The following is a 23,988-nucleotide window of genomic DNA, read 5'->3' as shown; positions in this document are numbered from 1 at the left end:
GCAGGTGGCGGGCGCAGGTGGGCCCGCGAGGACGAAGCTGTGCGCGGGTGAGCGGCGGAAGGTTTTCCACAGGCTCGCCCGGAGATCGCCCGTCCCCGATACGCTGATGACCTGATCAAGCCGATGACCCGGCCAACAGGTGTGCAGGGCAGGGAAGTCGGGAAAAGCCCGCAAGAGTACGGACCGGGCGGCGATGGGGGCGGGAGTGGCGAACGACGTATTCGATTTCAGGCCGGGAGCGCAGGTACCGCTTGCCGGTGCACCCGGCCAGACCGTGGCCACCCACGCCCTGGCGTCCGCGGCTTACCGCGACAGTGACGTCGAAAAGATCCTCGACGCCAACAGCGACTGGCACAAGTCCAAGGTCAATCCGGGCAAGCTCGCCCTGTTCAAGCCCAATCTCGGGGAGGCCTTCTCGCGGGCCGTCCAGGTGCGGATGCTGGGCGGCGGGCGCAGTCCGCTCATCCAGTCCTTCGGCACCGAGCCGCAGGTAGTCGTCGAGCACTGCCTCGCTGCCAACCGCATCCGCCGGCACCGCGACAGCTGGCTCAGCGCCGTGATGGCGCTGTGCGGCCTGATCTTCCTCCCCGGCCTGGTGGCCTGGCTGCTGGTGTTCCAGGTCCGCCGGATGATCGACAAGAGCAGCGACCGGCGCTCGTCCCTGCTGGCCACGGCGCTGCTGCTGGCCTTCGGCGTGCTGGCCGCGATCTTCCTGCTCAAGCTCCCGTTCAATGGTTTCTGGGGGTGGTACGGACGCCTGTCCATCGTGGCGCCCGTCGTCGGCTGGTACTGGGCCAGGCGCATCTGCGAGCGCACCGCGCAGGATCTCCGCGACCGGTGGTCCGGCCTGCTCTCCGGAGGCGGCGTCGGTCCCAAGATTCCGGAGGCGGTGCCCACCCACCCCAATGAGACGGCCGCCGAGCAGCTACGCCAGAGCCTGGCCAGGCTGAGCGCCGAGCAGCAGTCGAACACGGTCTTCTACGCGGGCCCCAAGGGCATCCTCGGCATGGGCACCCGGTGGGGCAGCTGGCAGCTCGCCGAGGAGCTGGTGCCCCGCGATCCCGGTACGGAGATCCACCCGTTCCGCAGCTGGGACGTGATACGCGCCATCCACGACCAGTTGGGCCTGCTGACGCGCGGCCCGCTGCACACCGGTGGCTTCCCGACCCCGTCGATAAAGCACTGGATCGTCACCCCCATCGGGGAGAACGCGGGCGGTGTCTCCCGGCCGAGCGGCTCCGACGTCGAGGCGTTCCAGATCAAGCCGCACGAAGTGCAGCGCATCTGCAACGAGCAGCAGTTCAGCAGCGGCGATCGGCACTATCTGGGTGTGCAGTTCACCCTCTGGGACGGCCAGTTGGTGATCACCATGCTGATCACGGTGACGGTGCTGCACGAGACGCTCCGCATCGAGGTCACCGGCCATGCGCTGGGGCCGGTGCACTCGCTGTTCACCAGCGGGCCGTCGCCGGAGACGAAGACGATCGCGAAGCCCATCAGGTTCTGGGAGACCAAGAAGATAACCCTGCCGATCGTCAAGCCGGACGAGGTGGTCAGGCTGGCCGTGCGGGCCCCGTTCACGTACTACCCGCCGCTGCTGGACTTCCTGGGCGGCAGCCTGTCGCTGCCCGAGCCCTTCGGTCTGCGGCACGCCTGGGCCGACAAGCCGTGGCGGCACCGCTTCATGGCCGACGACGCGCTGCGCACCGCCACCCCCGTCCTGCGTGTGGTCCACAATGCGGCGATCAAGGTCCTGGACGATCACGGCGTCGACACGGACAAGTTCGGCAGCCGCTCCGGCGCGCTCAGCCTCCAGATCCAGGACCCGTCGCCGGGGAAGGCGGATGTGTACGACGCCTAGGGTCCAGCCCGGCGACAAGCCGGCCGGCCGCGGTCCTGGCGTCCGGCACCGTGCACGGTTGCGGTGTCCGTGGCGCGGGTCGGCCTTGGGTCCGGGCTCAGCCTGAGTCCGGACCGTCCAGGGCATCCGTACGCCCGTCCACCCGAGTCCCGCCCCTCGCGCAACGCCTCCGGGCACCACTCCCCCGAGCCCGGCAGAGCGCGAGCCCGGATTGTTCGAGGCGCGAGCGAGCCGACGCGGCGGCCACGGATCAACATGACAGCCGCAGATCAACATGACCGCCGCAGGTAAGCGCGATGGCGTGATGGCGCGATGGCGTGAATCAGCCCTACAGCAACAGACCCCCGTCAGGCCCGCGGGCCACCGTCACACCTGCGAGCCACCGTCATACCGTGCGAGCCGCCGTCACGCCTTGCGAGCCAGGATGCTCACGCCGGATCCTCGTCCGCGCGGCCCTGGCCCACCGCCTGGTCGGTGTCCGCGGGCCAGGCGTGGGCGAGCATCGTACGGGTGTCGGCGAGCAGCTGCGGCAGCACCTTCGTGTGGGACACCACGGGCATGAAGTTCGTATCGCCGCCCCACCGGGGCACGACGTGCTGGTGGAGATGGGCGGCGATGCCGGCGCCGGCCACGGTGCCCTGGTTCATGCCGATGTTGAAGCCGTGCGCCCCCGAGGCGACCCGGAGGGCGGTCATCGCCTGCTTGGTGAGCTCGGCGAGTTCCGCGGTCTCGTCAGAGGTGAGTTCCGTGTAGTCGGCGACATGCCGGAAGGGCACGACCATCAGGTGGCCCCCGTTGTACGGGTAGAGGTTGAGAACGGCGTAGACGTACGTGCCGCGCTTGATGATCAAGCCATCCTCGTCCGACTTTCCCGGAATGGAGCAGAACGGGCAGCCGTCCCCCGCGCCCGGGCCGGTCGGCTTGTTCTCGCCCTGGATGTAGGCCATGCGATGGGGTGTCCACAGGCGCTGGAACGCGTCCGGCGTCCCCACCCCGATCTGCTGCTCCGGCTCACTCGTCATGCGAGCCAGCATATGCGTCGCTGAGCGGCGCACGAGGGGTGAGGGGAGGTTCCCCCACCCCCGGCGAGAGGCCACCGGCATGGCCGGGACGCCCCTGGTGGGGGTGTGGGGAGCCGCGCACGCAGCACACCGCCGTGGACCGCCCTCGGTGACCCGCCACCGCCCGTGCGGGGAGTGGCGCGGACTACACCTGGACGCTACACCTGGACGCGGCGCTCGACCACGTCGACCATCTTGGCGATCGCCTCGTCGCGCGGAATGCCGTTCTCCTGCGAGCCGTCGCGGTAGCGGAAGGACACCGTGCCCGCGTTCATGTCGTCGTCGCCGACGATGATCATGAACGGGACCTTCTGCTTCTGGGCGTTGCGGATCTTCTTCTGCATCCGGTCCGAGGACGAGTCCACCTCGACCCGCAGTCCCTTGGCCCGCGCGGCCTTGGCGAACTCCTCCAGGTAGGGCACGTGCGTGTCCCCCACCGGGATGCCCACGGCCTGCACCGGCGCGAGCCATGCCGGGAACGCGCCCGCGTAGTGCTCCAGGAGCACCGCGAAGAACCGCTCGATGCTGCCGAACAGCGCCCGGTGGATCATGACGGGCTGCTGCTTGGAGCCGTCGGCCGCGGTGTACTCGAGGTGGAAGCGTGCCGGCTGCTGGAAGTCGACCTGGATCGTCGACATCTGCCAGGACCGGCCGATGGCGTCGCGGGCCTGAACGGAGATCTTCGGGCCGTAGAAGGCCGCACCGCCCGGGTCGGGGACCAGCGGCAGTCCCTGCTTCTCGGCGGCCTGCCGCAGCGCCTCGGTGGCCTCCTCCCATTCCGCTTCGGAGCCGATGAACTTGCTGGACTCCGGGTCGCGGGTGGACAGCTCCAGCTCGAACTCGGTCAGGCCGTAGTCCCGCAGCAGGTCGAGGACGAAGGTGAGCAGGGCGTCCAGCTCGTCCGCCATCTGCTCCTTGGTGCAGTAGATGTGCGAGTCGTCCTGGGTGAAGCCGCGGGAACGGGTCAGGCCGTGCACGACGCCGGACTTCTCGTAGCGGTAGACCGTGCCGAACTCGAAGAGTCGCAGCGGCAGCTCACGGTAGGAGCGGCCGCGGGCGTCGAAGATGAGGTTGTGCATCGGGCAGTTCATCGCCTTGAGGCGGTAGTTCTGCTCGTCGAACTGGATCGGCGGGAACATGCCGTCCGAGTAGTTCGGCAGGTGCCCGGAGGTCTCGAACAGCTGCTCCTTGGACAGGTGCGGCGTGTTGACGAACTCGTAGCCCGCTTCCTCGTGGCGCTTGCGCGAGTACTGCTCCATCTCCTTGCGGACGACGCCGCCCTTGGGGTGGAACACGGCGAGGCCGGGGCCGAGCTGGTCGGGGAAGGAGAACAGGTCGAGTTCGGCGCCGAGCTTGCGGTGGTCGCGCTTCTCGGCCTCGGCGAGCAGGTCGAGGTAGGCCTTCAGCTCGTCCTTGGACGGCCAGGCGGTGCCGTAGATCCGCTGGAGCTGCGGGTTCTTCTCGCTGCCGCGCCAGTAGGCGGCGGCGGACCGCATCAGCCGGAACGCCGGGATCAGGCGGGTGCTGGGCAGGTGCGGGCCACGGCACAGGTCCTTCCAGCACAGCTCGCCGGTCTTGGCGTCGAGGTTGTCGTAGATGGTCAGCTCGCCGGCGCCGACCTCGGCGTCCGCACCCTCGGCGGCGTCCGCCGCGCCAGGGCCCTTCAGACCGATGAGCTCCAGCTTGTACGGCTCGTCGGCCAGCTCCTCGCGGGCGTCCTCGTCGGTGGTGACCCGACGGGAGAACCGCTGGCCGCGCTTCTGGATCTCCTGCATCTTCTTCTCGATGCGCTTGAGGTCCTCGGGGGTGAACGGCTCCGCCACGTCGAAGTCGTAGTAGAAGCCGTCCCGGATGGGCGGGCCGATGCCGAGCTTGGCCTCGGGGAAGATCTCCTGCACGGCCTGCGCCATGACGTGCGCGGTGGAGTGCCGCAGGATGTTCAGCCCGTCCTGGGAGGTGATCTCGACGGGCTCGACCTGCTCGCCGTCCTGGACCGCGTAGGCGAGGTCCTTCAGCTCGCCGCCGACGCGGGCCGCGACGACGCTGCGTTCGCCGGTGAAGAGGTCGGCGGCCGTAGTGCCCGTCGTCACCACGCGCTCTTCCCGCTCGGAATCGCGTTGGATGATCACACGGACATCGGACACCGGTCTCTCCTGCCTGAAGGTGGAAACGGCGCGCGTGCGGTTGCGTACGCCGTGGGGACCGATCGTACCGAGCGGGGCGGCACAACCGCTAAACGGTGTGCCGCCGAGTCCGGATGGGCGGGGTGGCGCGTGGGGCGTCCCCTCCCACCACGCTGGCGGCGTCGCGGCGCGCGGCCCCCTCGGGCCAAGGCCCGAACCCACCGGCCGAGCCCCCTCAACCCGGCACCCACGTGACCGCCTCGCCGGGGCAGGCCGTGCAGTTCCCCGCGCCCCTTACCCGGCACCGGACGCCCCTCGAACCAACACCCCCAACCCACCAACCAAGCCCCCTCAACCCGGCACCCACGTGACCGCCTCGCCGGGGCAAGCCGCGCAGTCCCCCGCGCCCCTTCAAAACGGGCGCTGGCACGGGTGGGACCCCGGTCACCGATGCCCCAAAGGGGCGCGGGGAACTGCGCACCCAACCCACCACCGACCAGCACCCCCGCACCCCACCACAACGACCCCACCCACCGGACCGGCCCGCAAGGGCCGCCAAACAAGGGGCGCGGGGAACTGCGCACCCAACCCGGCGCCAGCCGGTGGGGCCGAACCTGCCGCAACCACCCCACCCGGGGGACTGCCCCGCGAGGAGGCAGCCCGGAGAGGGCTCGCCCTGGCAGGGGCAGGGGCAGGGGTCGTCGCGGGTCGCCTGCCGCGAGGGAGCCGGGGCCGGCGCCCAGCCGGCGGGTACACGGGCGTGCGCCCGTTCACTCCCCGCCGCACGCCTCCTCGAAGAAGTCCAGATTCTCCTGGAGCGACTTCAGCAGCCGATCCCGTTCGCCCTCGTCAACCTCGACGGGGGCGACCTCGCACGCACCGGTGAGCCTGCGGAACCCGCCCCGGCTCTGGAGGCTGCCCTGCACCTGGATCGGCAGGCCCACCAGGTGGGCGTGGCCCGCGATGCGGTACGCCTCCTCATCGAGGGTGAGCCGGACCTGTGCCACGTCGGCGCCGGCAAGCACGCGCAGCCGCACGGTTCCCTCGCCGCACGGCCCCGATCTGCGCATCCGCACAACGGATCCGGTGATCTTGACGGGTACGGCGGGTTCCGTGCGCTGGTAGCGCGCGCTGGCCTCGCGGAGCGCGGGCAGGTCTCCCGGGGAGAACTCGACGGGTTCCGTGGCGGCCGCACACCCGTCAGGCGTCCCGGCGGCGGGTGACCAGGTGACGGCGACCCGGGCGCTCTGGGTGCCGCGCACCAGGGCGATGAGCGACTCGGTCAGCTCGTGGCTGACGCCCGCGGCCACGGCACCGTCGAAGGCGTCCATGCCGCCGGTCGCGCGCTGGTAGTCGACGGCCTCCCGGGCGGCGAAGAGGGCCTGGTGCAGGCGGATGGCGAGCGGCCGGGCGGTGCCGACGGGTACGAAACCGGTCAGTTGCCGGCCGGCCGCGGCGGTGCCGACGAGGACCTCACGGAGTAGGGCGGCGGCCGGACCGCGGTGTCGGGCACCGTAGTATCCGGCGCGGGCGCGGGTCGCGAGCGCCCCGGCGAGCAGCATCCGGCGTGCGGCGGACCGCAGCTTCTCCTCGGCCCGCCAGCCGGCGGCCCCGCCCCCCATCGCCCTGAAGGGGTGGGACGTGTCTCCCGGCCCTGCGGGCACATCGCGCCACCACCGGATCTCATCGCTCGGCACGGCGAGCGCCACCAGCACTTCTCGGGCCGCCGGGGTGCCGATCCGGACCAGCGCGGTGAGGGCCTCGTCGAGCAGGTCGGCGCTGTCGGGGTAGGCGCGGTTCTCGGGCACCAGCAGACTCACGGCGCCGCGGCCGTTGGTCGTGGTCGGGCCGGGTGGGGTCCAGCGGCCGTATCGGCCGGGCGGGCCGCCGCGCCGCTGCCAGCCGTGCCGGTCGAGCAGCGCGCTGAGGACGGCGGGGTCGACGCGGTCGGCCCGCGGGGGGCTCGGCCAGGACCCGTCGGCCTCGTCCGGGTGCGGCCGCCCCGGTGCGGCCAGGCCGATGGGTGGCGTCGCCGCGGGGCGCGCCGGGGGCACGGTGCGCCGGGGTTCGTCCGCGGACCGGAACGTCATGGTCTGCCTCCCGTCCCGACCCGCGTCATGATCCCGCAGAGCGCGCGGTCGTCGAAGATGTGCGAGGTCGGTACGCGCACGGTGGTCCTGCGCCGGCCGGTGACCGGGTGTCCGGCGAGGTTGGTCCAGTAGCAGCAGTGCCGCAGGTCGAGCCGGTCGTGGCCGGCGCGCAGCCAGTCGTCCTGGGAGCGCGGCACGAGCATCACCACGAGGATCTTGTGGACGGAGACCGGGGTGCGGGCGAGCTTCGCCAGGTGGTCGTTGTCGAGGGTGAACGAGAAGGCGGGCCCGGGTGGCGCAGGCGGTATCTGGTAGGTGCACTTCAGCTGCACCTTGATGGTGACCTCGTCGTCGACTGTGTGTCCGGGAGCGCTGTGGCTGACGTGCCAGTCGATGCCGTTGTCGGGGAAGGGCTGGGACAGCGAGCAGCCCGCGGCCGCTGCGACCGCGTGCAGATAGCCGACTTGCAGGGTCTCCATGCAGGCCGTGGTGGCGAGGCTGCCGCGGAGCGGCGCCGGCGTGCCGACCTCGGATGGTCGCCCGCCGGCAGCGGCCAGGCCGCCCTGCTCGGGCTCCGCGAGCGTCATGAGCCACTGGCCTTTCGCACCGTCGAATCCCCGCGCCGGGCCCTGAACTGCCCGGCTTTCGCATCTGTGTTGTCTCCGCGCACAGTCGGCCGCAAACGGCGTAGTGCGCAAACAGCCCGGGTATCACCAAAACGGGGCAGGGGATGGCACGTCAACTGCCCGGGGTGAGGGAGGAGTTGGGGAGTATGACGTGCTGGTACGAGGGGCCGCTGGTCGCCTTTGACACGGAGACCACGGGCGTGGACGTCGAGACCGATCGGATCGTGTCGGCGGCGGTGGTGGTGCAGGACGCGCCGAGCAGCAGACCACGGGTGACGCGCTGGTTGGTGAACCCGGGGGTGCCGGTCCCGGAAGCGGCCACGGCGGTGCACGGCCTGACTCAGAATCATCTTGAACGGTACGGGCGTTGGCCCGCGCCGGTGATGGACGAGATAGCCAAGGAGCTGGCCGCGCACAGCGCCGCTGACCGCCCCTTGGTGGTGATGAACGCACCGTTCGACTTGACGTTGCTCGACCGGGAGCTGCGCCGCCATCGCGCGGCGTCGCTGAGCCGGTACATGGGTGACGCGCCGCTGTGCGTGCTCGATCCTCGGGTGCTGGACAAGCATCTGGACCGCTACCGCAAGGGCCGCCGCACGCTCGTGGATCTGTGCGCGCAGTACGAGGTGGAGCTGTCGGAGGCGCATGACGCGGCCGCTGACGCGCTCGCCGCGATGGCGGTGGTACGGGCGGTGGGTGCCCGTTTCACGGCCCGCCTTGAGCGCCTGTCGCCTGCGGAGCTGCACACCCTCCAGACGTTGTGGCATGCGGCCCAGGCCCGTGGTCTACAAGCATGGTTCGCCCACAGCGGCTCCCCCGAGGTCGTCGACACCTCCTGGCCCCTGCGCCCCGTCCTCCGCACAGCCGCATGACGCCGAGAAAGGCATCGGCCAAAGACATCAGCCGCAGACCCGACGCCTGCAACGGCCCCCTGCCCGCCCCCCTGCCCACGCATAACGCTCGAACCATCCGAACCCACGCATAGCCCCCGGCCCACCTCACCCACGAATGGGGGGTGCGGGTGGCGAAGCCCCCGCCCAGCGCGGCGAAGCCGCGCAAAAAAGGAAGGGAGTGCATGTCCGCGCTTTCTGCGGACACGCACTCCCAACTCCCGCATGGGCGATACTGGGTTCGAACCAGTGGCCTCTTCGGTGTGAACGAAGCGCTCTCCCACTGAGCTAATCGCCCGGGAACGCAGTGAACAATACAGCTCCGGGCACGGTTGATTCAAACCGCTTCCAGGTGGGTCAGCAGCCCGCGCCGCCCGCTGCGCATCATGAGCGCGTGGTTGAGCAGGAACGCGGAGCGGCCTGGCATCGCGAGGCGGCGCATGAGGGGTTTGGTCACGTCGACTTCCTGCTCGTACAGGGCGCAGGTGCCGGCGCCGTGCGGTGTGGCCCGCACGGTCCAGCGTGCCCATCCGTCGAGGTCTCCGCTCATGCCGATCTCCAGGATCCCGGTTTCCGGTTCGCGCCGTCTCTCGCGGGCGGTGACGACGAGGTCGTAGGGGAGGACTGAGCGGAAGCGGGCGATGACGGTGCGGTCGTCGAGGGGGGTCACGTCGCGGACCTGGCGCCACCAGCGGGGGTATTCCTCGGCGCGTTCCAGCACGGCGTACGCGCTCGCGGCCGGTACCGGTAGATCCCATACGCTGCGGAAGCGGAAGTGGCACCAGTCCATGGACCCAGTGTGCCGGGCGCCGGGCAGGGGCGGGTACGGATTCGGCAGCGGTGTCCGGGCCGAGTCCGGCACGGATCTGAGTACGGCGTGAGTACGCGTACTCATGCCGGCTTCGCCGAAGGTCAGCATGCTCCACGGGCATGGCACACATCCCGCCACCGGCCGAGGAACTGCGGATCGTCGACCACGAGTTGCAGCAGTTGGAGTCGCGCAGGGCCGTGTTGCTGGCCCGCCGGGCGTGGCTGGTCCACGTCCTGGGCGGGGCAGCCCGGCCCGCCGGCCACGGCCCCGTGACACCCCCGGGTCCGGCGGCAGGAGCGCAGGTGTGGCCGCCGGGTCAGGCGGCCACGGTGCCGACCGTGCCGGCGAGTACCGCTGCGAACCCGCCGACCGCCGCGTACACGCATCCGGGGCTGTTCCCGCCTCCTGCCGTGCCGCCCACCGTGCTCGCCCCTCCCCCGGCGTTCGCGCCCGGCGGTCGTGCGGGACGCCCTGACGCGTCGCCGCCGAAGGTGCAGAACGTGTTGTTGGTGCTCGGCGGCGTGCTGCTGGTCATCGCGGCGATCGCGTTCACCGTGGTCAGCTGGGGACGGCTGGGCATCGTGGGGCGTTCCGTGGTGCTCGGCGCGGTGACGGCGGCGGCGCTGGGCGCTGCGGCACCGTTGCTGGGCCGGGGGCTGCGTTCGACTGCGGAGGCGGTGGCGGGGCTCGGCCTGGCGTTGACGGTGCTCGACGCCTACGCCCTGCACGAGGCCGCGTTCGCCGACGTGGACGGCGTCGGTTGGACGGCGGGGGCGGCGGCGGTACTGGCCGCGGGCTGGGCGGGGTACGGGTCCGGTTTCCGGGTGCTGCGGCTGCCGCCGGCCGCAGCGGTGGCCGCGGCCCAACTGCCGTTGCTGTGCTGGGCCGATGCGGCGGGCGCGGGGGTCCGTACGGTCACGGCGGTGTTGTTGGTGACTGCGGGGGGTGACGTCGCGCTGGCGCTACGCCGCGGAATGCCGCCGTCGCCTCGCCGGGAGCGGGAGCGGCTGGTACGGCTCGTGGCGGCCGTCGCCGCGTGCGCCGCGGGCGGTTGCGCGCTGGTGCTCGCGGCCTGGCTCTCCTGGCAGGCCGCGGCACCGTACGACGCGCTGCGCGCCGGCGCGCTGTTGGCGCTCGGTGCCGTGCTCGTCCTGTCCACCGCCGTGCGCCTGCCGCGCCCCGAGCTGTCCTCTGCTGCCGCACTGGCCGGCGGTGTGCTGGTGGTCGCGGCGGTCGGCGGCCAGCTGCGGGCCCTCCTGCCGGACGCATGGACGGTGCCGGGCTATCTGGCGTGTTCGGTGGCGTTGCCGGTGGTCGTGCGGGCCTACGGAGCGGGTGTGGCGGAGCCGGTGCGGCGCGGGCTCACCCGGGCCGGGGTGGCCGTGCAGGGCCTGTGCGTGCTGTGGGCGCTTCCGGTGGCGGTCGCCGCGCTGCTGGGCCCGGTGCATCTGGTGGCCGATGTCTGGGCCGGGGCGCCGGCTGACGCGCGCATCGCCATGACTCCGGATTCCTCCGCCTCGGTCGCCACCTGGCTGGTCCCGCATCCGGCGGTGGCCACGCTGGTGCTGGCCGTGGCCGCCGTGGGTCTTGCGGGGGTGGCGCGCGCGCCGCGGAGCCTCGGCGTCCCGTTGTCCACAGCGGCCTGCTCGGCGCTGGGGCTCGCCTGGGGCGCCGTGCTGTCCCTGCCGTTCGCCTTCGCGCTGCCCTATCACGTGGCGCTGGTGATTCCGCTGCTGGTGACCGCGGCCATGCTCGCGGTGGTCAGCGGTGTGCTGGTCAGCGGCGGAGGCGGTGACCGGGTCCCGCTCGCGGCGGAGCTGTCCGTGGTGCGCACGGCGGCGCTGCTCGCCTTGCTGGCGTCGGTCAGCGTGGCGTGTCTCGCGCTTGCTTCGACGCCGGCCACGCTGGTCGTCCTGTCCGTGTTGACCCTGCTGTTCGCGGCGGTCTGCATGGTGCCGGGGCGCCGGGCCGCGTGGTACGGGGACCCGTCGGCGGCGGGTGCCGCCATGGCGTACGCCACCGCCCTGGTCGTCGCGGCGGGCGCTGCCCTGGAGCTGCCTGCGCACCACACGGCGCTGCTCGTGCTGGTGGTCCCGACGGCCGCGGCACTGCTGGCCGCGGGTCTGGGCCGGCATGTGCTCACGGTCCCCATCGAGTGCGGCGGGCTGGCCGCCGGTCTTGTCGCCCTCGCCCTGGCGCTGGGGGACGGGCCGACGTTGGCGCTGGTGCTGGCGCTCGGCGGGGTGATCGCGGCCGGTACGGCGGTGCGGGAGGAGCGGCGCCGCACGGCGGGAGCCCTGGCGACGGTGCTGTTCGTGCTGGCGACGCTGGTGCGGCTGGCGCTGTGGAAGGTGAACTGGCCCGAGGCGTACTCGCTGCCGGTGACGGTGCCGGCCTTGTGGGTGGGCGCGGTGCGTCGACGGCGCGACGCGACGGCTTCCTCATGGGCCGCCTACGGTCCCGGGCTGGGCGTGACGCTGCTGCCGAGCCTGGTCGCCGCGTGGGCGGATCCGGACTGGGTCCGGCCGCTGCTGCTCGGTGGGGCGGCGCTGCTGCTGACGCTGGCAGGTGCCCGGCTGCGTCTTCAGGCCCCGCTGGTCCTGGGTGCCGCCGTGCTGGCGGTGGACGCCGTGCACGAACTCGCCCCGTTCGTGGTGCAGGTGGCAGGTGCCCTGCCCCGGTGGTTGCCGCCGGCCCTGATCGGCCTGGGGCTGCTCGCCGTGGGCGCCACGTACGAGCGACGACTCAAGGATGTGCGCCGGGCGCGCGAGGCCCTGGGCAGGATGCGCTAGAGGCGCCCTGCTCCCGGGTGTGCCGCAGGGCACGGGACCGCCCGTTCGGGGCGGTGGGGAGAATTCCGCGACAATGCACTGTTAATCACCGCGACCGGTGTCCGGTGAACGGTTCGCGTCGGGTGGCAAAGGCGCCCAGAATGTGCCGCACAGAAACTAAATGCGCTGCGCGGCGAAATCACAGCACGCCACGCCGCGCACGGATTACCCTCCGCTCACCCTCGCCCGCCGTAGTGCCGTCAGATTACGTAGCCCGAACGGCCCCCGCCGCTATACACCAAAAAGCGGAACACTTCCCCCCGGACGAGTGTCACCCCAACGCCACACACATAACCGGTTCCCATCGCACGCCCGTCACTCCTCGTCGCCAAAGGTCATCGCCAGTCAACCGCACAGGCCGGGACACACCAATCCAGAGACCCCGCAGGCCGGCACTCCAATCCAACGGCGCCCACGCCAGGGGGGTGAGGGGGCAAAGCCCCCACAGGGGGTGCGGGTGGCGAAGCCCCCGCCCAGCGCGGCGAAGCCGCGCAAAAAAAGAAGGGAGTGCATGCCCGCGCTTTCTGCGGACACGCACTCCCAACTCCCGCATGGGCGATACTGGGTTCGAACCAGTGGCCTCTTCGGTGTGAACGAAGCGCTCTCCCACTGAGCTAATCGCCCGGGTGCATGGAGAACATTACCCCATGTCAGCGGCTGCTCGTGACCAGCGGGCCGCGGCGGGATCGGGGACGGCTCGCGCGCCGCGGCGGCGTCAGCGCTGGATGCGCCAGGGCGGCTGCCAGCCGAACCTCCACAGGTAGCCGATGATGAGAACGATCACGATGGCCACGCCGATGCTGGTCAGGATGAGGTTCCGCCGGCGGACCCGGGGATCGAGGGCGCGCTGGGCCGCCTCGGCGACCTTGCGTTTGGTCCAGCGGAGCACCAGCTGCGCCCAGACGAACTCGGTGGCCCAGATCGCCAGGCCGGCGAAGATCACCAGCCAGCCGGGGCCGGGCAGGGGCAGCAGGAGCACGCCGAGTCCCACCACGGCGAGCCCGACGAGGAAGACGCCCACCTGCCAGCCGCGGTGCAGGGCCGGGCTGGATTTGATGAACTCCGGCGCCTTCGAGCCGAGGCCCCGATCCCGCGGCTCTTCCGAGACGGTGGCACCGCCGCCCCCGAATCCGTCACTCCCCGTATTCATACGACCAAACTCTACCCGACGGAATCCAGTCACCGGAATGGACGCCACCGGTAAACAAAACTCCGCCGTCCGAGCTACCTAAAGACACCCAAAACCCTCAAGGGGGTTTACAACGGCACCGTAGGTGGCATGTCGATTTCGCCGACGTGCGAATCCCCGAGCGCACACTGAGCGAAAGGCCTTGGCGCTTATGAACACCACGGTCAGCTGCGAGCTGCACCTGCGCCTCGTTGTGTCGAGCGAGTCCTCACTGCCTGTTCCCGCAGGACTGCGGTATGACACGGCCGATCCGTATGCCGTGCACGCCACCTTCCACACCGGAGCCGAGGAGACCGTCGAGTGGGTGTTCGCCCGCGACCTCCTCGCGGAGGGCCTGCACAGGCCCACCGGCACGGGCGACGTCCGTGTCTGGCCGTCCCGCAGCCACGGCCAGGGCGTCGTCTGCATCGCCCTGAGCTCTCCCGAGGGGGAAGCGCTGCTCGAGGCCCCGGCGCGGGCCCTGGAGTCCTTCCTGAAGCGGACGGACGCCGCGGTGCCACCGGGCACCGAGCACCGCCACTTCGACCTCGATACGGAGCTCTCGCACATCCTGGCGGAAAGCTAGGCCGCAGGGAGCGAGAGACCACCACCTGGCGCCGTCCGACTCGGGGAGACGGCGCCCCCGCATCCGATCTGACACGATCTGCCACGATCAGCGACACAGCAACCGCATACGGCACACATCGGCGCCGTCCCGCACCTCACGGGACGGCGCCGTTGACGCGTCCACACGGCAGAGTCCATGCGCCGCTCCCGCGCCCACGGCAGTCTTTGAGCGCCGCCGGCCCACCACCACCCGCGGGCCGCTAGCATCGGCACGCATCGGCGGGTTCAGACCCGGTCTCGACGCCAGGGAGCAAATCGTGCTGATCACCCACGACACCCGGTGCGCCCTCGACGCCGTGGTCGACCTGGTGAACTCCGCACCCGAGGTGAGCGCGGCCGAGGGTCTCCCGGATGTGGCGGCGCTGGGGGGCTTCGTGCGCCAGCACAACCTCAGCGACGTGAGCCGGCTGTCGGAGGACGATCTGGCGGCGGTGCGCGCCCTGCGGACCGGTTTCACCGAGGTCTTCGCTGCGCCCGACGCGTCGTCCGCCGCCGCGCTGATCAACGAACTGGTGGCCGCCGCGGGCACCACGCCCCAGCTCACCGACCATGACGACTTCGGTTGGCATGTGCACTACTTCGCACCAGGCGCCTCCGTCGCCGACCACCTGGCCGCCGACGGCGGGATGGCGCTGGCGTTCTTCGTGGTCACCGGCGAGCGCGAGCGGCTGCGCCGCTGCGAGGCGCCCGACTGCCGGCACGCCTTCGTGGATCTGTCCCGGAACCGTTCGCGCCGGTACTGCGACAGCCGCACCTGCGGCAACCGTCTGCACGTCGCTGCCTACCGTGCCCGCCGCAAGGAGGCCACGGCGGTGACCGGCGCGACGCCGACCGGTTCGGCGCGCGGCGACCAGGTCCCGTCGGAGGGATGAGGACCGCCGCCCACGTTGACGTGCCGAGGTGGACGGCCGGACCGAGTCGGGTGGGCTGGGATCGTGGTGAGTGCCCGGCACGGGCGCTGGTGCCGGCCGGGCGGGGACGTGACGGGGGCGCAGGGCTCAGGCTCGGCGCCAAGGGGTCGAGGGGTCCGGCAGGCGTCTCGGGGACGCTCCGGCGGGTGGGGTCACAGCAGTAACAGGTCGTGCAGCGACGCCATCAGCAAGAGGCAGCCGATCACCGCCAGGAAGATCATCAATGGTGGCTGGGAAAGGGCGAAAAGACAGCCGCGCCGTTCCTCGGTGACCGGGGCAGTGTCGCTTTGTGTGGTGGTGTCGAACATCTCGCCGCGATGATGACGCAGGCCCGGACCCGTTGGCGATCAACACGACCGAAATGCGCAGTAGTTCGCCGGATTCCGTGACGTGTGATTGATCTTGCTGACGGAGCGTGCTGACGCGTATCCGCAACGGGTGCCGCAAGCCGCACCATCCTCGCACGCAAGTTCACGGAGCGTGACGCTCTGGAGGCGACGACGCTGGAAGCCCTCGGCGGCTCAGCTGCCGTCGGGCGTGCCACGGTCGCCGTCTGCCGCTGTCGCCGTCCGCAGATGCCGCGCTTCAGATGCCGCGCTTCGGGTGCCGCGCTTCAGGTGCGGTGCTTCAGATGCCGTGCTTTTTCAGAATGGCCTCGATATCGCTGAAGTCCTCGCCACCGCCCGTGGAGCCGCCCCGGGTGGGCTGCGCCTGGGAGCGGCCGGGACGGCGTGCGGACGGGTCCAGCGAGGGCGCGGAGGAGGTGGGCGCGACGGCCTCGCGCTGTGCCGTCGCGGCGGCCGCCCGGCGTTCCTTGCGGGTGCCGCCCCGGCGACGCTCGACGGTGCGCGTGGTCATGAACAGCAGCCAGGCCACACCGAGGACGCCGAAGCCCGCCCAGGCGACCGGGCTGAACGCCGTGTTGACCGCCCACTTGACGGCGCCGGTCATGACCAGGCCGACGGGCACCAGGGCGTAGGCGGCGATCCGCGCGGCCGCGAGGAAGCGCTTGCGATAGGCGGTGACCGCGGCGATGCCCAGGCCTGCCGCGGACACGGCGGAACAGACGGTCTCGGCAATCATCCGGTCCTCCAGGCATGCACGCAGGAAAGGCGCCGTTCTTCCCCGCCGTCTTCCCTTGAAGATCCTCCGGGAAGCCTCCGCGGACCTCCCTCGGGTTTACTTCCATCCTGCACCGGACGGCACCGTCCAGGCCACGGCCCGGGCGGACCTCAGGGACATCTCGGGGTCGCGGCTCCTCCTTGGGACCAGCCCCCGGTGTGGCTCCGCCGTCCTCGCCGAGGAAGCGCGGGGTGGCACGGGCGGCCGGCCGCGGCCGCGGAAACTGGAAGACTGGGCCCATGAACGACTCCGCGACCTCCCCTTCCACCGACCGTCCCGTCCTGGACGTCTGGTGTGAGCTCCAGTGCCCGGACTGCCGCAGCGCCCTCGACGACCTGCACGCGCTGCGCGAGCGCTACGGGGACCGTCTCGAGCTGCGGCTACGGCACTTCCCCCTGCCGAAGCACAAGCACGCCTTCGCCGCCGCACAGGCCGCCGAGGAGGCCATGGCCCAGGGGCAGGGCTGGCCGTACGTCGAGGCGGTGCTCGGCCGGGTCGCGGAGTTGGACCGCAAGGGCGAGCCCTTCCTCGTGGAGGTGGCGCGCGGGCTCGGGCTCGACGCGGAGGAGCTCGACACCGCCCTGGTCGACGGCCGGCACATCCTGGCCGTCGACGCCGACCAGGCGGAGGGCCAGGCCATCGGCGTGACCGGCACCCCCACCTACGTGATCGGCGGACAGCGGCTGGACGGCGGCAAGAGCCAGGACGGTCTGCGGACCCGCATCGAGGAGATCGCGGACGGGCTGCTCCGCGACGCTTGAACCCCGGCAGCACGCCCGGACCCCGGCAGCACACCCATCGGCCTCGTCCCGGAAACCCGCGCGAGCGCCCGGCTCCAGGTGCCTGAACGCATGACCCGCACCCGCACCCGCAGCCGCCCCTGAACCGCCCCTAAACGAGCGTCTTGGACATGTGGTGGATGATCGGCCGGTAGTCCAGCGACGCGTACAGGCGCAGGGCCGTGGTGTTGCGACTGAACACATGCAGGCCGATGCGGTCCCGACCGGCTTCCTCGGCGTTGCGCTCCGCCAGGTGCATGAGCGTGCGGCCATGCCCTTTGCTGCGGTGCTCCTCGGCCACGTCCACGCTCATCACCCAGGCGTCCGCCTTGCGCAGCCCCAGCCACAGGGTGCCCACCGCCACGTCATCGTGCTCCAGGACATGCAGGACATGGTCCTTGGTGGTGCGCCCCTGGGGCAGGCTGCGGGCGTAGTCGCGGTCCGCCTTGGTGTACGCCTCGGCGGCCGGGACACCGCTCTCGATCCAGCTGCGCGCGTAGTCCTCCCTGCCGACCGCGCGCCAGGACTCGAATTCCGCCTGCGTCATGGGCCTGCTCGCACTGCCCTGCGGCAGGGGCACAAGTGCGCCGATCAACTTGTCCATGGCACGGCTGCGTTCGACGTAGCCGAGCGCCGTGGCGAGCCGGAGCGCGTGGTCCGAGCCGGCCGGCACCGGAGCCTGGAGCCGGGTGCAGCCCCACGCCCGGGCCACCTCCTCCGCGGCGAGCGCCGCGACCGCGCCACGCCCCCGCCCGCGGTCGGCCGGCTCGATGTGCAACTCCTCCACGACGGCCACGGACGGGCCGAAGTCACGGTGGGTGGCAAGGTGCACCGCGCCCACGGGGCGCCCGTTCACACACACCTCGTAACGGCGCGACGAGCCGCCGTCTTCAGAGCGCTGAAGCGGCTCGCTGGGCCGCAGGGTGGTGGTCATCACAGGAGTTCTACCCCGATGCACCCCTCACGTCATCCGGGTTTCGACACGCCGCCGGGCTCACGGGTCGAGGTCGCCCGCCGCCCGCTCCTCGAAGACCCGCATCGCCTTCGCGGTGACCGGCCCGGGCGCACCGGGCAGCGTCCGGCCGTCGACCCGGTGCACGGCCTGGATGTCCCGCAACGAGGACGTCAGGAAGATCTCGTCGGCCCGCTCCAGCACGTCCATCGGCAGGTCCGTCTCCCGCGCGCCGGTCCAGTCGATGGTCAGCGCGCGGGTGATGCCGGCGAGACATCCGGAGGACAGCGGCGGGGTGTGGATCTCCCCGTCGAGGACCACGAACACGTTGGTGCCGGTGCCTTCGCACAGGCGGCTGACCGTGTTGGCGAACACCGCCTCGGTGGCGTCCTGTTCGTGGGCGCGCGCGAGGGCCCTGACGTTCTCCCCGTACGAGGTGGTCTTCAGGCCGGTCAGGGCGCCCCGCTCGTTACGGGTCCAGGGCACGGTGATCACCGCGGTGGAGTCAGGGCGCCGGGTGACGGGCGACGCCGCCACGACGAGGGTGGTGCCCTGGTCCCCGCGCGCCGAGCCGAGCGGCGACGGGCCTCCGGTGAGGGTGATCCGCAGCAGCCCCAGCGGTGCCGGGTTGGCCGCCACGACGGCCAGGCAGGCACGCCGCACCTCGTCCCGGTCCGGCTCGGGCAGTCCGAGGCCGCGTGCCGAGCGGACCAGCCGGTCGATGTGACGGGTCAGGGCGAACGGCCGACCGTCGACGGACTTCACCGTCTCGAAGACGCCGTCACCGACGACCAGCCCATGATCGAACACGGAGATACGGGCGGACTCGGCGTCCCGGAGCGCGCCATCGAGCCAGATCTTCACGGAAAGGTCCCTTCCCTCAGGGCGTGCCCGCCTGCGGTCGCACGCCACCGGTTCCACTGTCCCGCCGTCCACCCCTCCCCTGCCACTGCTGGCACAGGGGCAGTCCTCGGCCGCTCCAGCCGCTCCCCCGCCCTCGTCCGCCCAGAGGTCCGCCCAGAGCTCTGCACTTCCGCGGTCAGTGAGCGTGCCGGCTTGCGTCCCCTGGACCACATCGACCGTACACAGGCGCGATGACCCCCTGCGGACGCGTACGGACCGTAGCCACATCCGCACAGGAGAGACGCACAGGAGAGACGCACAAGAGGGACCGCGTGGGCCCTCTGCCGACCGCCACCGGCCCTGGGGCGCCCGCGCCGCGAAGCCGTCCGGTCGGGCGACTCCGAGGCGAGGACGACGCCCGGTCGCGAGTCCGGTAACGGGCGGTGGAACGGCCCTGAACGCGCCGCGGGCCGGGCGCAACGCAGCACGCTGCGTAAACGTGTTTTTGTGCTGGCCGGGGAATCCGCTAGAGTTCACCACGTCGCCGGGACGCGCAAGCGGACCGAAACGGCATGCGGACGTAGCTCAGTTGGTAGAGCGCAACCTTGCCAAGGTTGAGGTCGCGAGTTCGAGCCTCGTCGTCCGCTCGGAGGGTGAAGCGGTCCTGCGGGACTGTGACATCCCTGGTGGAGTGGCCGAGAGGCGAGGCAACGGCCTGCAAAGCCGTCTACACGGGTTCAAATCCCGTCTCCACCTCCAAGGACGATTAGCTCAGCGGGAGAGCGCTTCCCTGACACGGAAGAGGCCACTGGTTCAATCCCAGTATCGTCCACTGGAGCCACTGATCCTCAGGGGTTCCCTGCGCGCGATTAGCTCAGCGGGAGAGCGCTTCCCTGACACGGAAGAGGTCACTGGTTCAATCCCAGTATCGCGCACACGACCGGGGCGGCTTCCATGTGACCGCGGTTTGCCTGGACGATTAGCTCAGCGGGAGAGCGCTTCCCTGACACGGAAGAGGCCACTGGTTCAATCCCAGTATCGTCCACGAGGGCGAGGGCGGGTGTGTCCGCGGAAAGCGCGGACACACCCGCCCTCGTCGTTTTTGCTCGGCTTTGCCTCGCGTGGCGGGGGCTTCGCCACCCGCACCCCCTTCCCCGGCGGCGGCCACACCGATCACCGTGCGGAAGTCGGGCATGGAACAGGCATGGACATGGCAGCGATCGTCCGTTGCACTGGAACGCGCACGGGCCCCGGCAGCCAGTTCCTGCCGGGGCCCGTGTGCGTGCGGATGCTCAGGACGAGAAGAGCAGGCGGCCCAGGCCCCTGTTGTGGTGACCGTGATGGCCATGGTGGCCGTGGTGCCCCCACGCCGGCGCCGGTGCCGCCGGATAGGCCTGGGGCGGCGGGGCCGGGGCCCACTGCGACTCCAGGCGGGTCAGGGCCTCCAGCTCGCCGTAGTCCAGGAAGATGCCGCGGCATCCACTGCACTGCTCGATCTGGACGCCGTTGCGGTTGTACGTGTTCATCGGTGCGTGGCACTTGGGACAGTGCATGCCCGGCTCAACTCCTCGCGATATGGCTTGGTTTCACCGGACCGCCGCCCGGCTTTGGTCGATTGAACCCTACTTGGCGGAGCCCCGCCCTCCTTCCCCAGGAAGCGCCGCCGAACGCGCCGGCACGGGCATCTCCGGCGCCCGGCCCGCAGCCGGCTCGTCCCCCGCGACGGGGACGTCCGCCATGCGGTCGCAAGCATCGACGAGGGCCTGTTCCGCCTCGTCCAGGGACCGTCGTGCGGCCACCGCCTTGGCGATCGACAGGGCCGCCACCTGCACGCACAGCGCGCGGGCCGGCACGTCGAGCGCCGCCCAGCAGTCGCCCTCCGCCGGGACCGCGGGGCCGCCCGCCGCGCGGTAGGCCGCCAGGAACCGGCCCCACTCCTCGGGCCCCAGCTCACCACACGCGAACAATGCGGCGGGCCTGGCCAGATCCCAAGCCGGCACGCCGATCCCCAGGTCGTCCACGTCGATGAGCCGCCACGACGCCCCGCTGTCGGCACAGCGCACCAGCTGGCCCAGATGGAGATCACCGTGGCAGAGCATGCCCCCCGGTGGCATGGCGGCCTCCGCACGCGCCCAGCCGGGCAGCGCCGCCCAGGCCCGCAGCACCGGGACCGCACCAGGGTGCTCGCCAGCGGCCCGTAGCCGGGCGATCGCCCGGGCGGCCTTGATCGGGCCGCGCATCGGCGGGAGAGGACCCGGCAGCACGGCCGTGTCCACCCGGTGCAGGAGGGCGAGGAGCGTTCCGGCGGCCTCCCAAGGCGCCTCCTCGGGTGCTGCGCCGGGATCCAGCGGCACACCGTACGGCCAGAGCGTGACCGGCCGGTCGAGCGCGGCGGAGGCGTCCCGGCTCGGCGACACCAACGGCGCCAACAGGATGCCCGCCAGCACCGGGTGGGCGGCAACCGCGACCCTTAGGGCGAGCTGCGCACGGTCCGTGCCGACGGTATGCGCCTTGGCCACCACGTCGCCGTGGCGGACGACGACCGCGTCACCGCGGTCGGCGAGCACCGTGCCGGCTTCCGGGCATGCGCAAGGTGCGTCAGCGGAAGCGAGGGGGTGCGCGGCGACGCGGGCCTGCGCCCTCAGCGCAGGCAATGGATCGGTGGTCACCAGTCCCCCTGTCGGTCGTGCGACGAAGCCACGCGCGGTGAGCGTACGTGGCGGCGAGCGGCCCCGACGTGCGAGCCGTCGGCGGAGCCGGCGGTCACCACGGCGTACGTCCCTGGCTGGCCCGCTGACAGGGCCGGCTTCCCGGCGTCATGGGATCCCCGGGGCGGCATTGGACACCCGCCACCGTCGGATCCTCGGCAAAGCACCCCCGAACGGCCCGATCGCGTCCGTGGACAAGGCTGCCCGCGCAGCTCCCCAGCTGCGCGGGCAGTTGTGCCGTCCGCCGCACCCCCGTCCCCACGGGGTTCAAGGCCGGATGTCCCCGCCCGGACCGCTCTCCCGGGCCTGGAGCGCCGATCAACGCCCCAGCATCTCGCCCACGGACGACGCCTGTAGGACCACTGCGTCCCAGCCGCCGAAGGCGACCACGAGCAGGGCCGCCAGGGGAAGCACCATGACCGTCGCCACCAGCGGGTGACGCCTGCCGGACGGGCCGGCGCCGGACGCGGATGTGGCACCGCGCCCCCGCGCGCGGATCATGGTCCGCGCCGCCGTGTCCGCCATGGTCGCTCTCCTGGCCGTGTTCTTGTACGGATCTTCCTCGGTCGTTCGGCAGCCCGTGCCCTGCGGCGCGGACGGCTGGTTGTCGTGGCGGCGGATGCTGACCTCGGGGGACGAGTACTGCACCCGCCGCTTGGCGTTAAATCTAGGTCTGCGGCGGCCCCGGGACGTCATGCCCTCGTACCGCTTGCCTGGCCTCCCGGAGGAGGATCGAACACGATTCGCGTACTCCCCTGGGTGGAGACCAAGACCTCCGTCTCCGGGTCTTCCCTGAAGGGATGTCACCGAGGGCCAGGGCAGGACGTCGCGGGCCCGCTGACGGTCGCCGGGCGTGGTCCGGTAGCTGGTCCAGAGGTGATGTCGATCACCGTGGATGGCGTCGAACACGCCCCGGAACGGCCCGACGCCGTCCACGCCAGGACCCCGCACGCCCGCGCACGGGGGTGTCGTACACCTGCACGCGCCAGCGGCGAGCCTCCAACGTGTGTTCCGTTCACGCCGGTTGGAGCAGGGGCGTGAGGGGCGCGTCGGAGGGCGCACAATTGGGAATGGCGCGTGGGCGGTGGCAATCGGTGTTGTGGGGAGGGCGCGGCCTCTGCGCGCACCCGGTGGTGGAATCGTAAGCTGTGGCACGTCAGACGGACCGGCAGCGGGGATGAAGATGGCGATGATGCGGCTCCGGCGCGAGGACCCGCGAGTCGTCGGCTCGTTCAGGCTCCATCGGCGGCTGGGCGCGGGCGGGATGGGCGTGGTCTATCTGGGCTCCGACCGCCGTGGGCAGCGGGTCGCACTGAAGGTGATCCGGCCGGACCTGGCCGAGGACCAGGAGTTCCGATCACGCTTCGCCCGCGAGGTGTCGGCGGCCCGGCGCATCCGCGGCGGCTGCACGGCCCGCCTGGTGGCCGCTGACCTGGACGCCGACCGGCCGTGGTTCGCGACGCAGTACGTGCCCGGGCCCTCGTTGCACGACAAGGTCGCCGAAGACGGCCCGTTGGCGGCCGCCGACGTGGCCGCGGTGGGCGCGGCACTCTCGGAGGGCCTCGTCGCGGTGCACGAGGCCGGCGTCGTGCACCGGGACCTGAAGCCGTCGAACATCCTGCTGTCCCCGAAGGGGCCACGGATCATCGACTTCGGCATCGCCTGGGCGACCGGCGCCAGCACGCTCACCCACGTCGGCACCGCGGTCGGCTCGCCCGGCTTCCTCGCCCCCGAACAGGTACGCGGCGCCGCCGTCACGCCCGCCACGGACGTCTTCGCGCTGGGCGCCACGCTCGCCTACGCCGCCACCGCCGACTCGCCGTTCGGGCAGGGCAGTTCGGAGGTGATGCTCTACCGGGTCGTGCACGAGGAGCCACAGTTGCACGGCGTACCGGACGCGCTGGCCCCGTTGATCAGCGCATGCCTCGCCAAGGACCCCGAGGCGCGGCCGAGCACGCTGCAACTCTCGCTGCGGCTCAAGGAGATCGCCGCCCGGGAGACGCAGGGTTTCCCCGCCATCCGGCCGCAGCCGCGCGGGGCGGCCGACCGCCCCACCGGACGGCTCGCCGAGGAGTACGCCGAGCAACGCACCCAGCGCCGCCAGCGCCCGCCGGCACAGGGCACCCCGCCGCGTGGCGGCCACCCGCGCCCCACCACCGGCCGCCCCGCCGCCGGCCGCCCCACCACCGGCCGCCCCGCCGCCGGCCGCCCCGCCGCCGGGCGTCCGAGCTCCGCGCGCCCCGCGGCGCGCCCCCAGCCGGGCCGTGACACCCCACGGCCGAGCGGCCGTCCCGCCGCGCGTAACGGCGCCGCCCGGCCCGCACCCGCCCGGCCGACCGGGTCGGGGCGCCGCCCGGCCAACCCGCGGTTGCTGCGCCAGCGGCTGTTCGTGTTCGTGGTGGTGACCCTGCTGGTGGCACTCGGCATCGCCGCAGCGCAGGGCTGCCAGGGACCGAGCCGCGGCCTCGGAGGCGTGCCCTGGCGGGTGACGGAGCAGGTACGGCAGCTCACCGACCAGCCTCCGGGACACGGAACGGCCGGCAGGTGATCGTTCTCGCTGCGGCGGCTGGATGCGGTGCGCGAGT

At 71.8% G+C, this 23,988-nt stretch carries 20 protein-coding genes and 7 tRNA genes; 12 read left to right on the top strand and 15 right to left on the bottom strand.

Annotated elements, in window-relative coordinates; translation table 11 throughout:
* Window positions 1–193 precede the first annotated feature (193 nt).
* The gene (locus NQO67_RS27335) at window positions 194–1,861 is read left to right on the top strand and encodes an AbeC-like domain-containing protein (protein WP_255952924.1); all 1,668 of its coding nucleotides are present in this window, start codon (window positions 194–196) and stop codon (window positions 1,859–1,861) included.
* 428 nt (window positions 1,862–2,289) lie between these two features.
* On the opposite strand, the gene NQO67_RS27330 is transcribed toward NQO67_RS27335, so the two are convergent.
* The 4 genes from NQO67_RS27330 to NQO67_RS27315 form a co-directional block, all read right to left on the bottom strand.
* Complete coding sequence (locus NQO67_RS27330) at window positions 2,290–2,895, bottom strand: HIT family protein (RefSeq protein WP_255952923.1); 606 nt, start codon at window positions 2,893–2,895, stop codon at window positions 2,290–2,292.
* A 185-nt stretch (window positions 2,896–3,080) separates the two neighbouring features.
* Window positions 3,081–5,066, bottom strand: a complete 1,986-nt coding sequence (thrS, locus tag NQO67_RS27325; RefSeq protein WP_255952922.1) for a threonine--tRNA ligase — start codon at window positions 5,064–5,066, stop codon at window positions 3,081–3,083.
* Window positions 5,067–5,815: 749 nt separating this feature from the next.
* Window positions 5,816–7,135: a serine/threonine-protein kinase gene (locus tag NQO67_RS27320; RefSeq protein WP_255952921.1), complete on the bottom strand. Its 1,320-nt coding sequence runs from the start codon at window positions 7,133–7,135 to the stop codon at window positions 5,816–5,818.
* Window positions 7,132–7,722: a DUF4365 domain-containing protein gene (locus NQO67_RS27315; protein ID WP_255952920.1), complete on the bottom strand. Its 591-nt coding sequence runs from the start codon at window positions 7,720–7,722 to the stop codon at window positions 7,132–7,134. The genes NQO67_RS27320 and NQO67_RS27315 overlap by 4 nt, the downstream gene beginning before the upstream one ends.
* A 185-nt stretch (window positions 7,723–7,907) precedes the next feature.
* On the opposite strand from NQO67_RS27315, the gene NQO67_RS27310 reads away from it, so the two are divergent.
* A complete protein-coding gene (locus NQO67_RS27310) occupies window positions 7,908–8,633 on the top strand; it encodes an exonuclease domain-containing protein (RefSeq protein ID WP_255952919.1) in 726 nt (241 codons plus the stop codon).
* 244 nt (window positions 8,634–8,877) lie between these two features.
* Here NQO67_RS27310 and NQO67_RS27305 read toward each other — a convergent pair.
* A tRNA-Val gene (locus NQO67_RS27305) sits at window positions 8,878–8,949 on the bottom strand.
* A 39-nt stretch (window positions 8,950–8,988) separates the two neighbouring features.
* Window positions 8,989–9,441, bottom strand: a complete 453-nt coding sequence (locus tag NQO67_RS27300) for an SRPBCC family protein (RefSeq protein WP_255952918.1) — start codon at window positions 9,439–9,441, stop codon at window positions 8,989–8,991.
* 140 nt (window positions 9,442–9,581) lie between these two features.
* Here NQO67_RS27300 and NQO67_RS27295 point away from each other — a divergent pair, with 140 nt between their 5' ends.
* Window positions 9,582–12,254 (top strand): SCO7613 C-terminal domain-containing membrane protein, encoded by a 2,673-nt coding sequence (locus NQO67_RS27295; protein WP_255952917.1) that lies wholly within the window; start codon window positions 9,582–9,584, stop codon window positions 12,252–12,254.
* 591 nt (window positions 12,255–12,845) lie between these two features.
* Here NQO67_RS27295 and NQO67_RS27290 read toward each other — a convergent pair.
* Together NQO67_RS27290 and NQO67_RS27285 are read right to left on the bottom strand one after the other, a co-directional pair.
* Window positions 12,846–12,917 (bottom strand) — tRNA-Val (locus NQO67_RS27290).
* A gap of 91 nt (window positions 12,918–13,008) precedes the next feature.
* On the bottom strand, window positions 13,009–13,443 hold the full coding sequence (locus NQO67_RS27285; protein ID WP_255952916.1) for a TIGR02611 family protein: 435 nt from the start codon (window positions 13,441–13,443) through the stop codon (window positions 13,009–13,011).
* Between the two features lie 190 nt (window positions 13,444–13,633).
* Here NQO67_RS27285 and NQO67_RS27280 point away from each other — a divergent pair, with 190 nt between their 5' ends.
* Window positions 13,634–14,047: an SsgA family sporulation/cell division regulator gene (locus tag NQO67_RS27280; RefSeq protein ID WP_003959770.1), complete on the top strand. Its 414-nt coding sequence runs from the start codon at window positions 13,634–13,636 to the stop codon at window positions 14,045–14,047.
* 298 nt (window positions 14,048–14,345) lie between these two features.
* Entirely contained in the window at window positions 14,346–14,960 is a 615-nt protein-coding gene (locus NQO67_RS27275; RefSeq protein ID WP_255952915.1) for a CGNR zinc finger domain-containing protein, read from the top strand.
* Between the two features lie 191 nt (window positions 14,961–15,151).
* On the opposite strand, the gene NQO67_RS27270 is transcribed toward NQO67_RS27275, so the two are convergent.
* Both NQO67_RS27270 and NQO67_RS27265 read right to left on the bottom strand, forming a co-directional pair.
* Window positions 15,152–15,307, bottom strand: coding sequence for a hypothetical protein (locus tag NQO67_RS27270; protein ID WP_255952914.1), 156 nt, complete (start codon window positions 15,305–15,307; stop codon window positions 15,152–15,154).
* 319 nt (window positions 15,308–15,626) lie between these two features.
* Entirely contained in the window at window positions 15,627–16,082 is a 456-nt protein-coding gene (locus NQO67_RS27265) for a hypothetical protein (protein WP_255952913.1), read from the bottom strand.
* Between the two features lie 278 nt (window positions 16,083–16,360).
* Between NQO67_RS27265 and NQO67_RS27260 the strand changes: the two genes are divergently transcribed.
* Window positions 16,361–16,882: a DsbA family protein gene (locus tag NQO67_RS27260; protein WP_255952912.1), complete on the top strand. Its 522-nt coding sequence runs from the start codon at window positions 16,361–16,363 to the stop codon at window positions 16,880–16,882.
* A 130-nt stretch (window positions 16,883–17,012) separates the two neighbouring features.
* Here NQO67_RS27260 and NQO67_RS27255 read toward each other — a convergent pair whose 3' ends face one another.
* Both NQO67_RS27255 and NQO67_RS27250 read right to left on the bottom strand, forming a co-directional pair.
* Window positions 17,013–17,834 carry a GNAT family N-acetyltransferase gene (locus tag NQO67_RS27255; RefSeq protein ID WP_255952911.1) on the bottom strand — a complete coding sequence of 274 codons (822 nt, stop codon included), beginning with the start codon at window positions 17,832–17,834 and terminating at the stop codon, window positions 17,013–17,015.
* A 60-nt stretch (window positions 17,835–17,894) separates the two neighbouring features.
* A complete protein-coding gene (locus NQO67_RS27250) occupies window positions 17,895–18,716 on the bottom strand; it encodes an aminotransferase class IV (protein WP_255952910.1) in 822 nt (273 codons plus the stop codon).
* Window positions 18,717–19,269: 553 nt separating this feature from the next.
* Here NQO67_RS27250 and NQO67_RS27245 point away from each other — a divergent pair.
* From NQO67_RS27245 to NQO67_RS27225, 5 genes are all read left to right on the top strand, one after another.
* Window positions 19,270–19,342 (top strand) — tRNA-Gly (locus tag NQO67_RS27245).
* Between the two features lie 38 nt (window positions 19,343–19,380).
* Window positions 19,381–19,454, top strand: a tRNA-Cys gene (locus tag NQO67_RS27240).
* Between the two features lies 1 nt (window position 19,455).
* Window positions 19,456–19,527, top strand: a tRNA-Val gene (locus NQO67_RS27235).
* 31 nt (window positions 19,528–19,558) lie between these two features.
* Window positions 19,559–19,630 (top strand) — tRNA-Val (locus NQO67_RS27230).
* A gap of 38 nt (window positions 19,631–19,668) precedes the next feature.
* A tRNA-Val gene (locus NQO67_RS27225) sits at window positions 19,669–19,740 on the top strand.
* A gap of 247 nt (window positions 19,741–19,987) precedes the next feature.
* On the opposite strand, the gene NQO67_RS27220 is transcribed toward NQO67_RS27225, so the two are convergent.
* From NQO67_RS27220 to NQO67_RS27210, 3 genes are all read right to left on the bottom strand, one after another.
* Window positions 19,988–20,248 carry a TFIIB-type zinc ribbon-containing protein gene (locus NQO67_RS27220; protein ID WP_255952909.1) on the bottom strand — a complete coding sequence of 87 codons (261 nt, stop codon included), beginning with the start codon at window positions 20,246–20,248 and terminating at the stop codon, window positions 19,988–19,990.
* Between the two features lie 69 nt (window positions 20,249–20,317).
* Entirely contained in the window at window positions 20,318–21,364 is a 1,047-nt protein-coding gene (locus NQO67_RS27215) for a phosphotransferase (RefSeq protein ID WP_255952908.1), read from the bottom strand.
* Between the two features lie 357 nt (window positions 21,365–21,721).
* Window positions 21,722–21,928, bottom strand: a complete 207-nt coding sequence (locus NQO67_RS27210; RefSeq protein WP_255952953.1) for a hypothetical protein — start codon at window positions 21,926–21,928, stop codon at window positions 21,722–21,724.
* Window positions 21,929–22,580: 652 nt separating this feature from the next.
* Here NQO67_RS27210 and NQO67_RS27205 point away from each other — a divergent pair.
* Complete coding sequence (locus tag NQO67_RS27205; protein ID WP_255952907.1) at window positions 22,581–23,951, top strand: serine/threonine-protein kinase; 1,371 nt, start codon at window positions 22,581–22,583, stop codon at window positions 23,949–23,951.
* Window positions 23,952–23,988: the final 37 nt, after the last annotated feature.

The sequence above is a fragment of the Streptomyces odontomachi genome (genome assembly GCF_024435355.1).
GTDB classification, from domain to species: Bacteria; Actinomycetota; Actinomycetes; order Streptomycetales; family Streptomycetaceae; genus Streptomyces; species Streptomyces odontomachi.
Note: the sequence above shows the minus strand (reverse complement) of the source record. Positions and strands in the feature narration are given on the sequence as shown.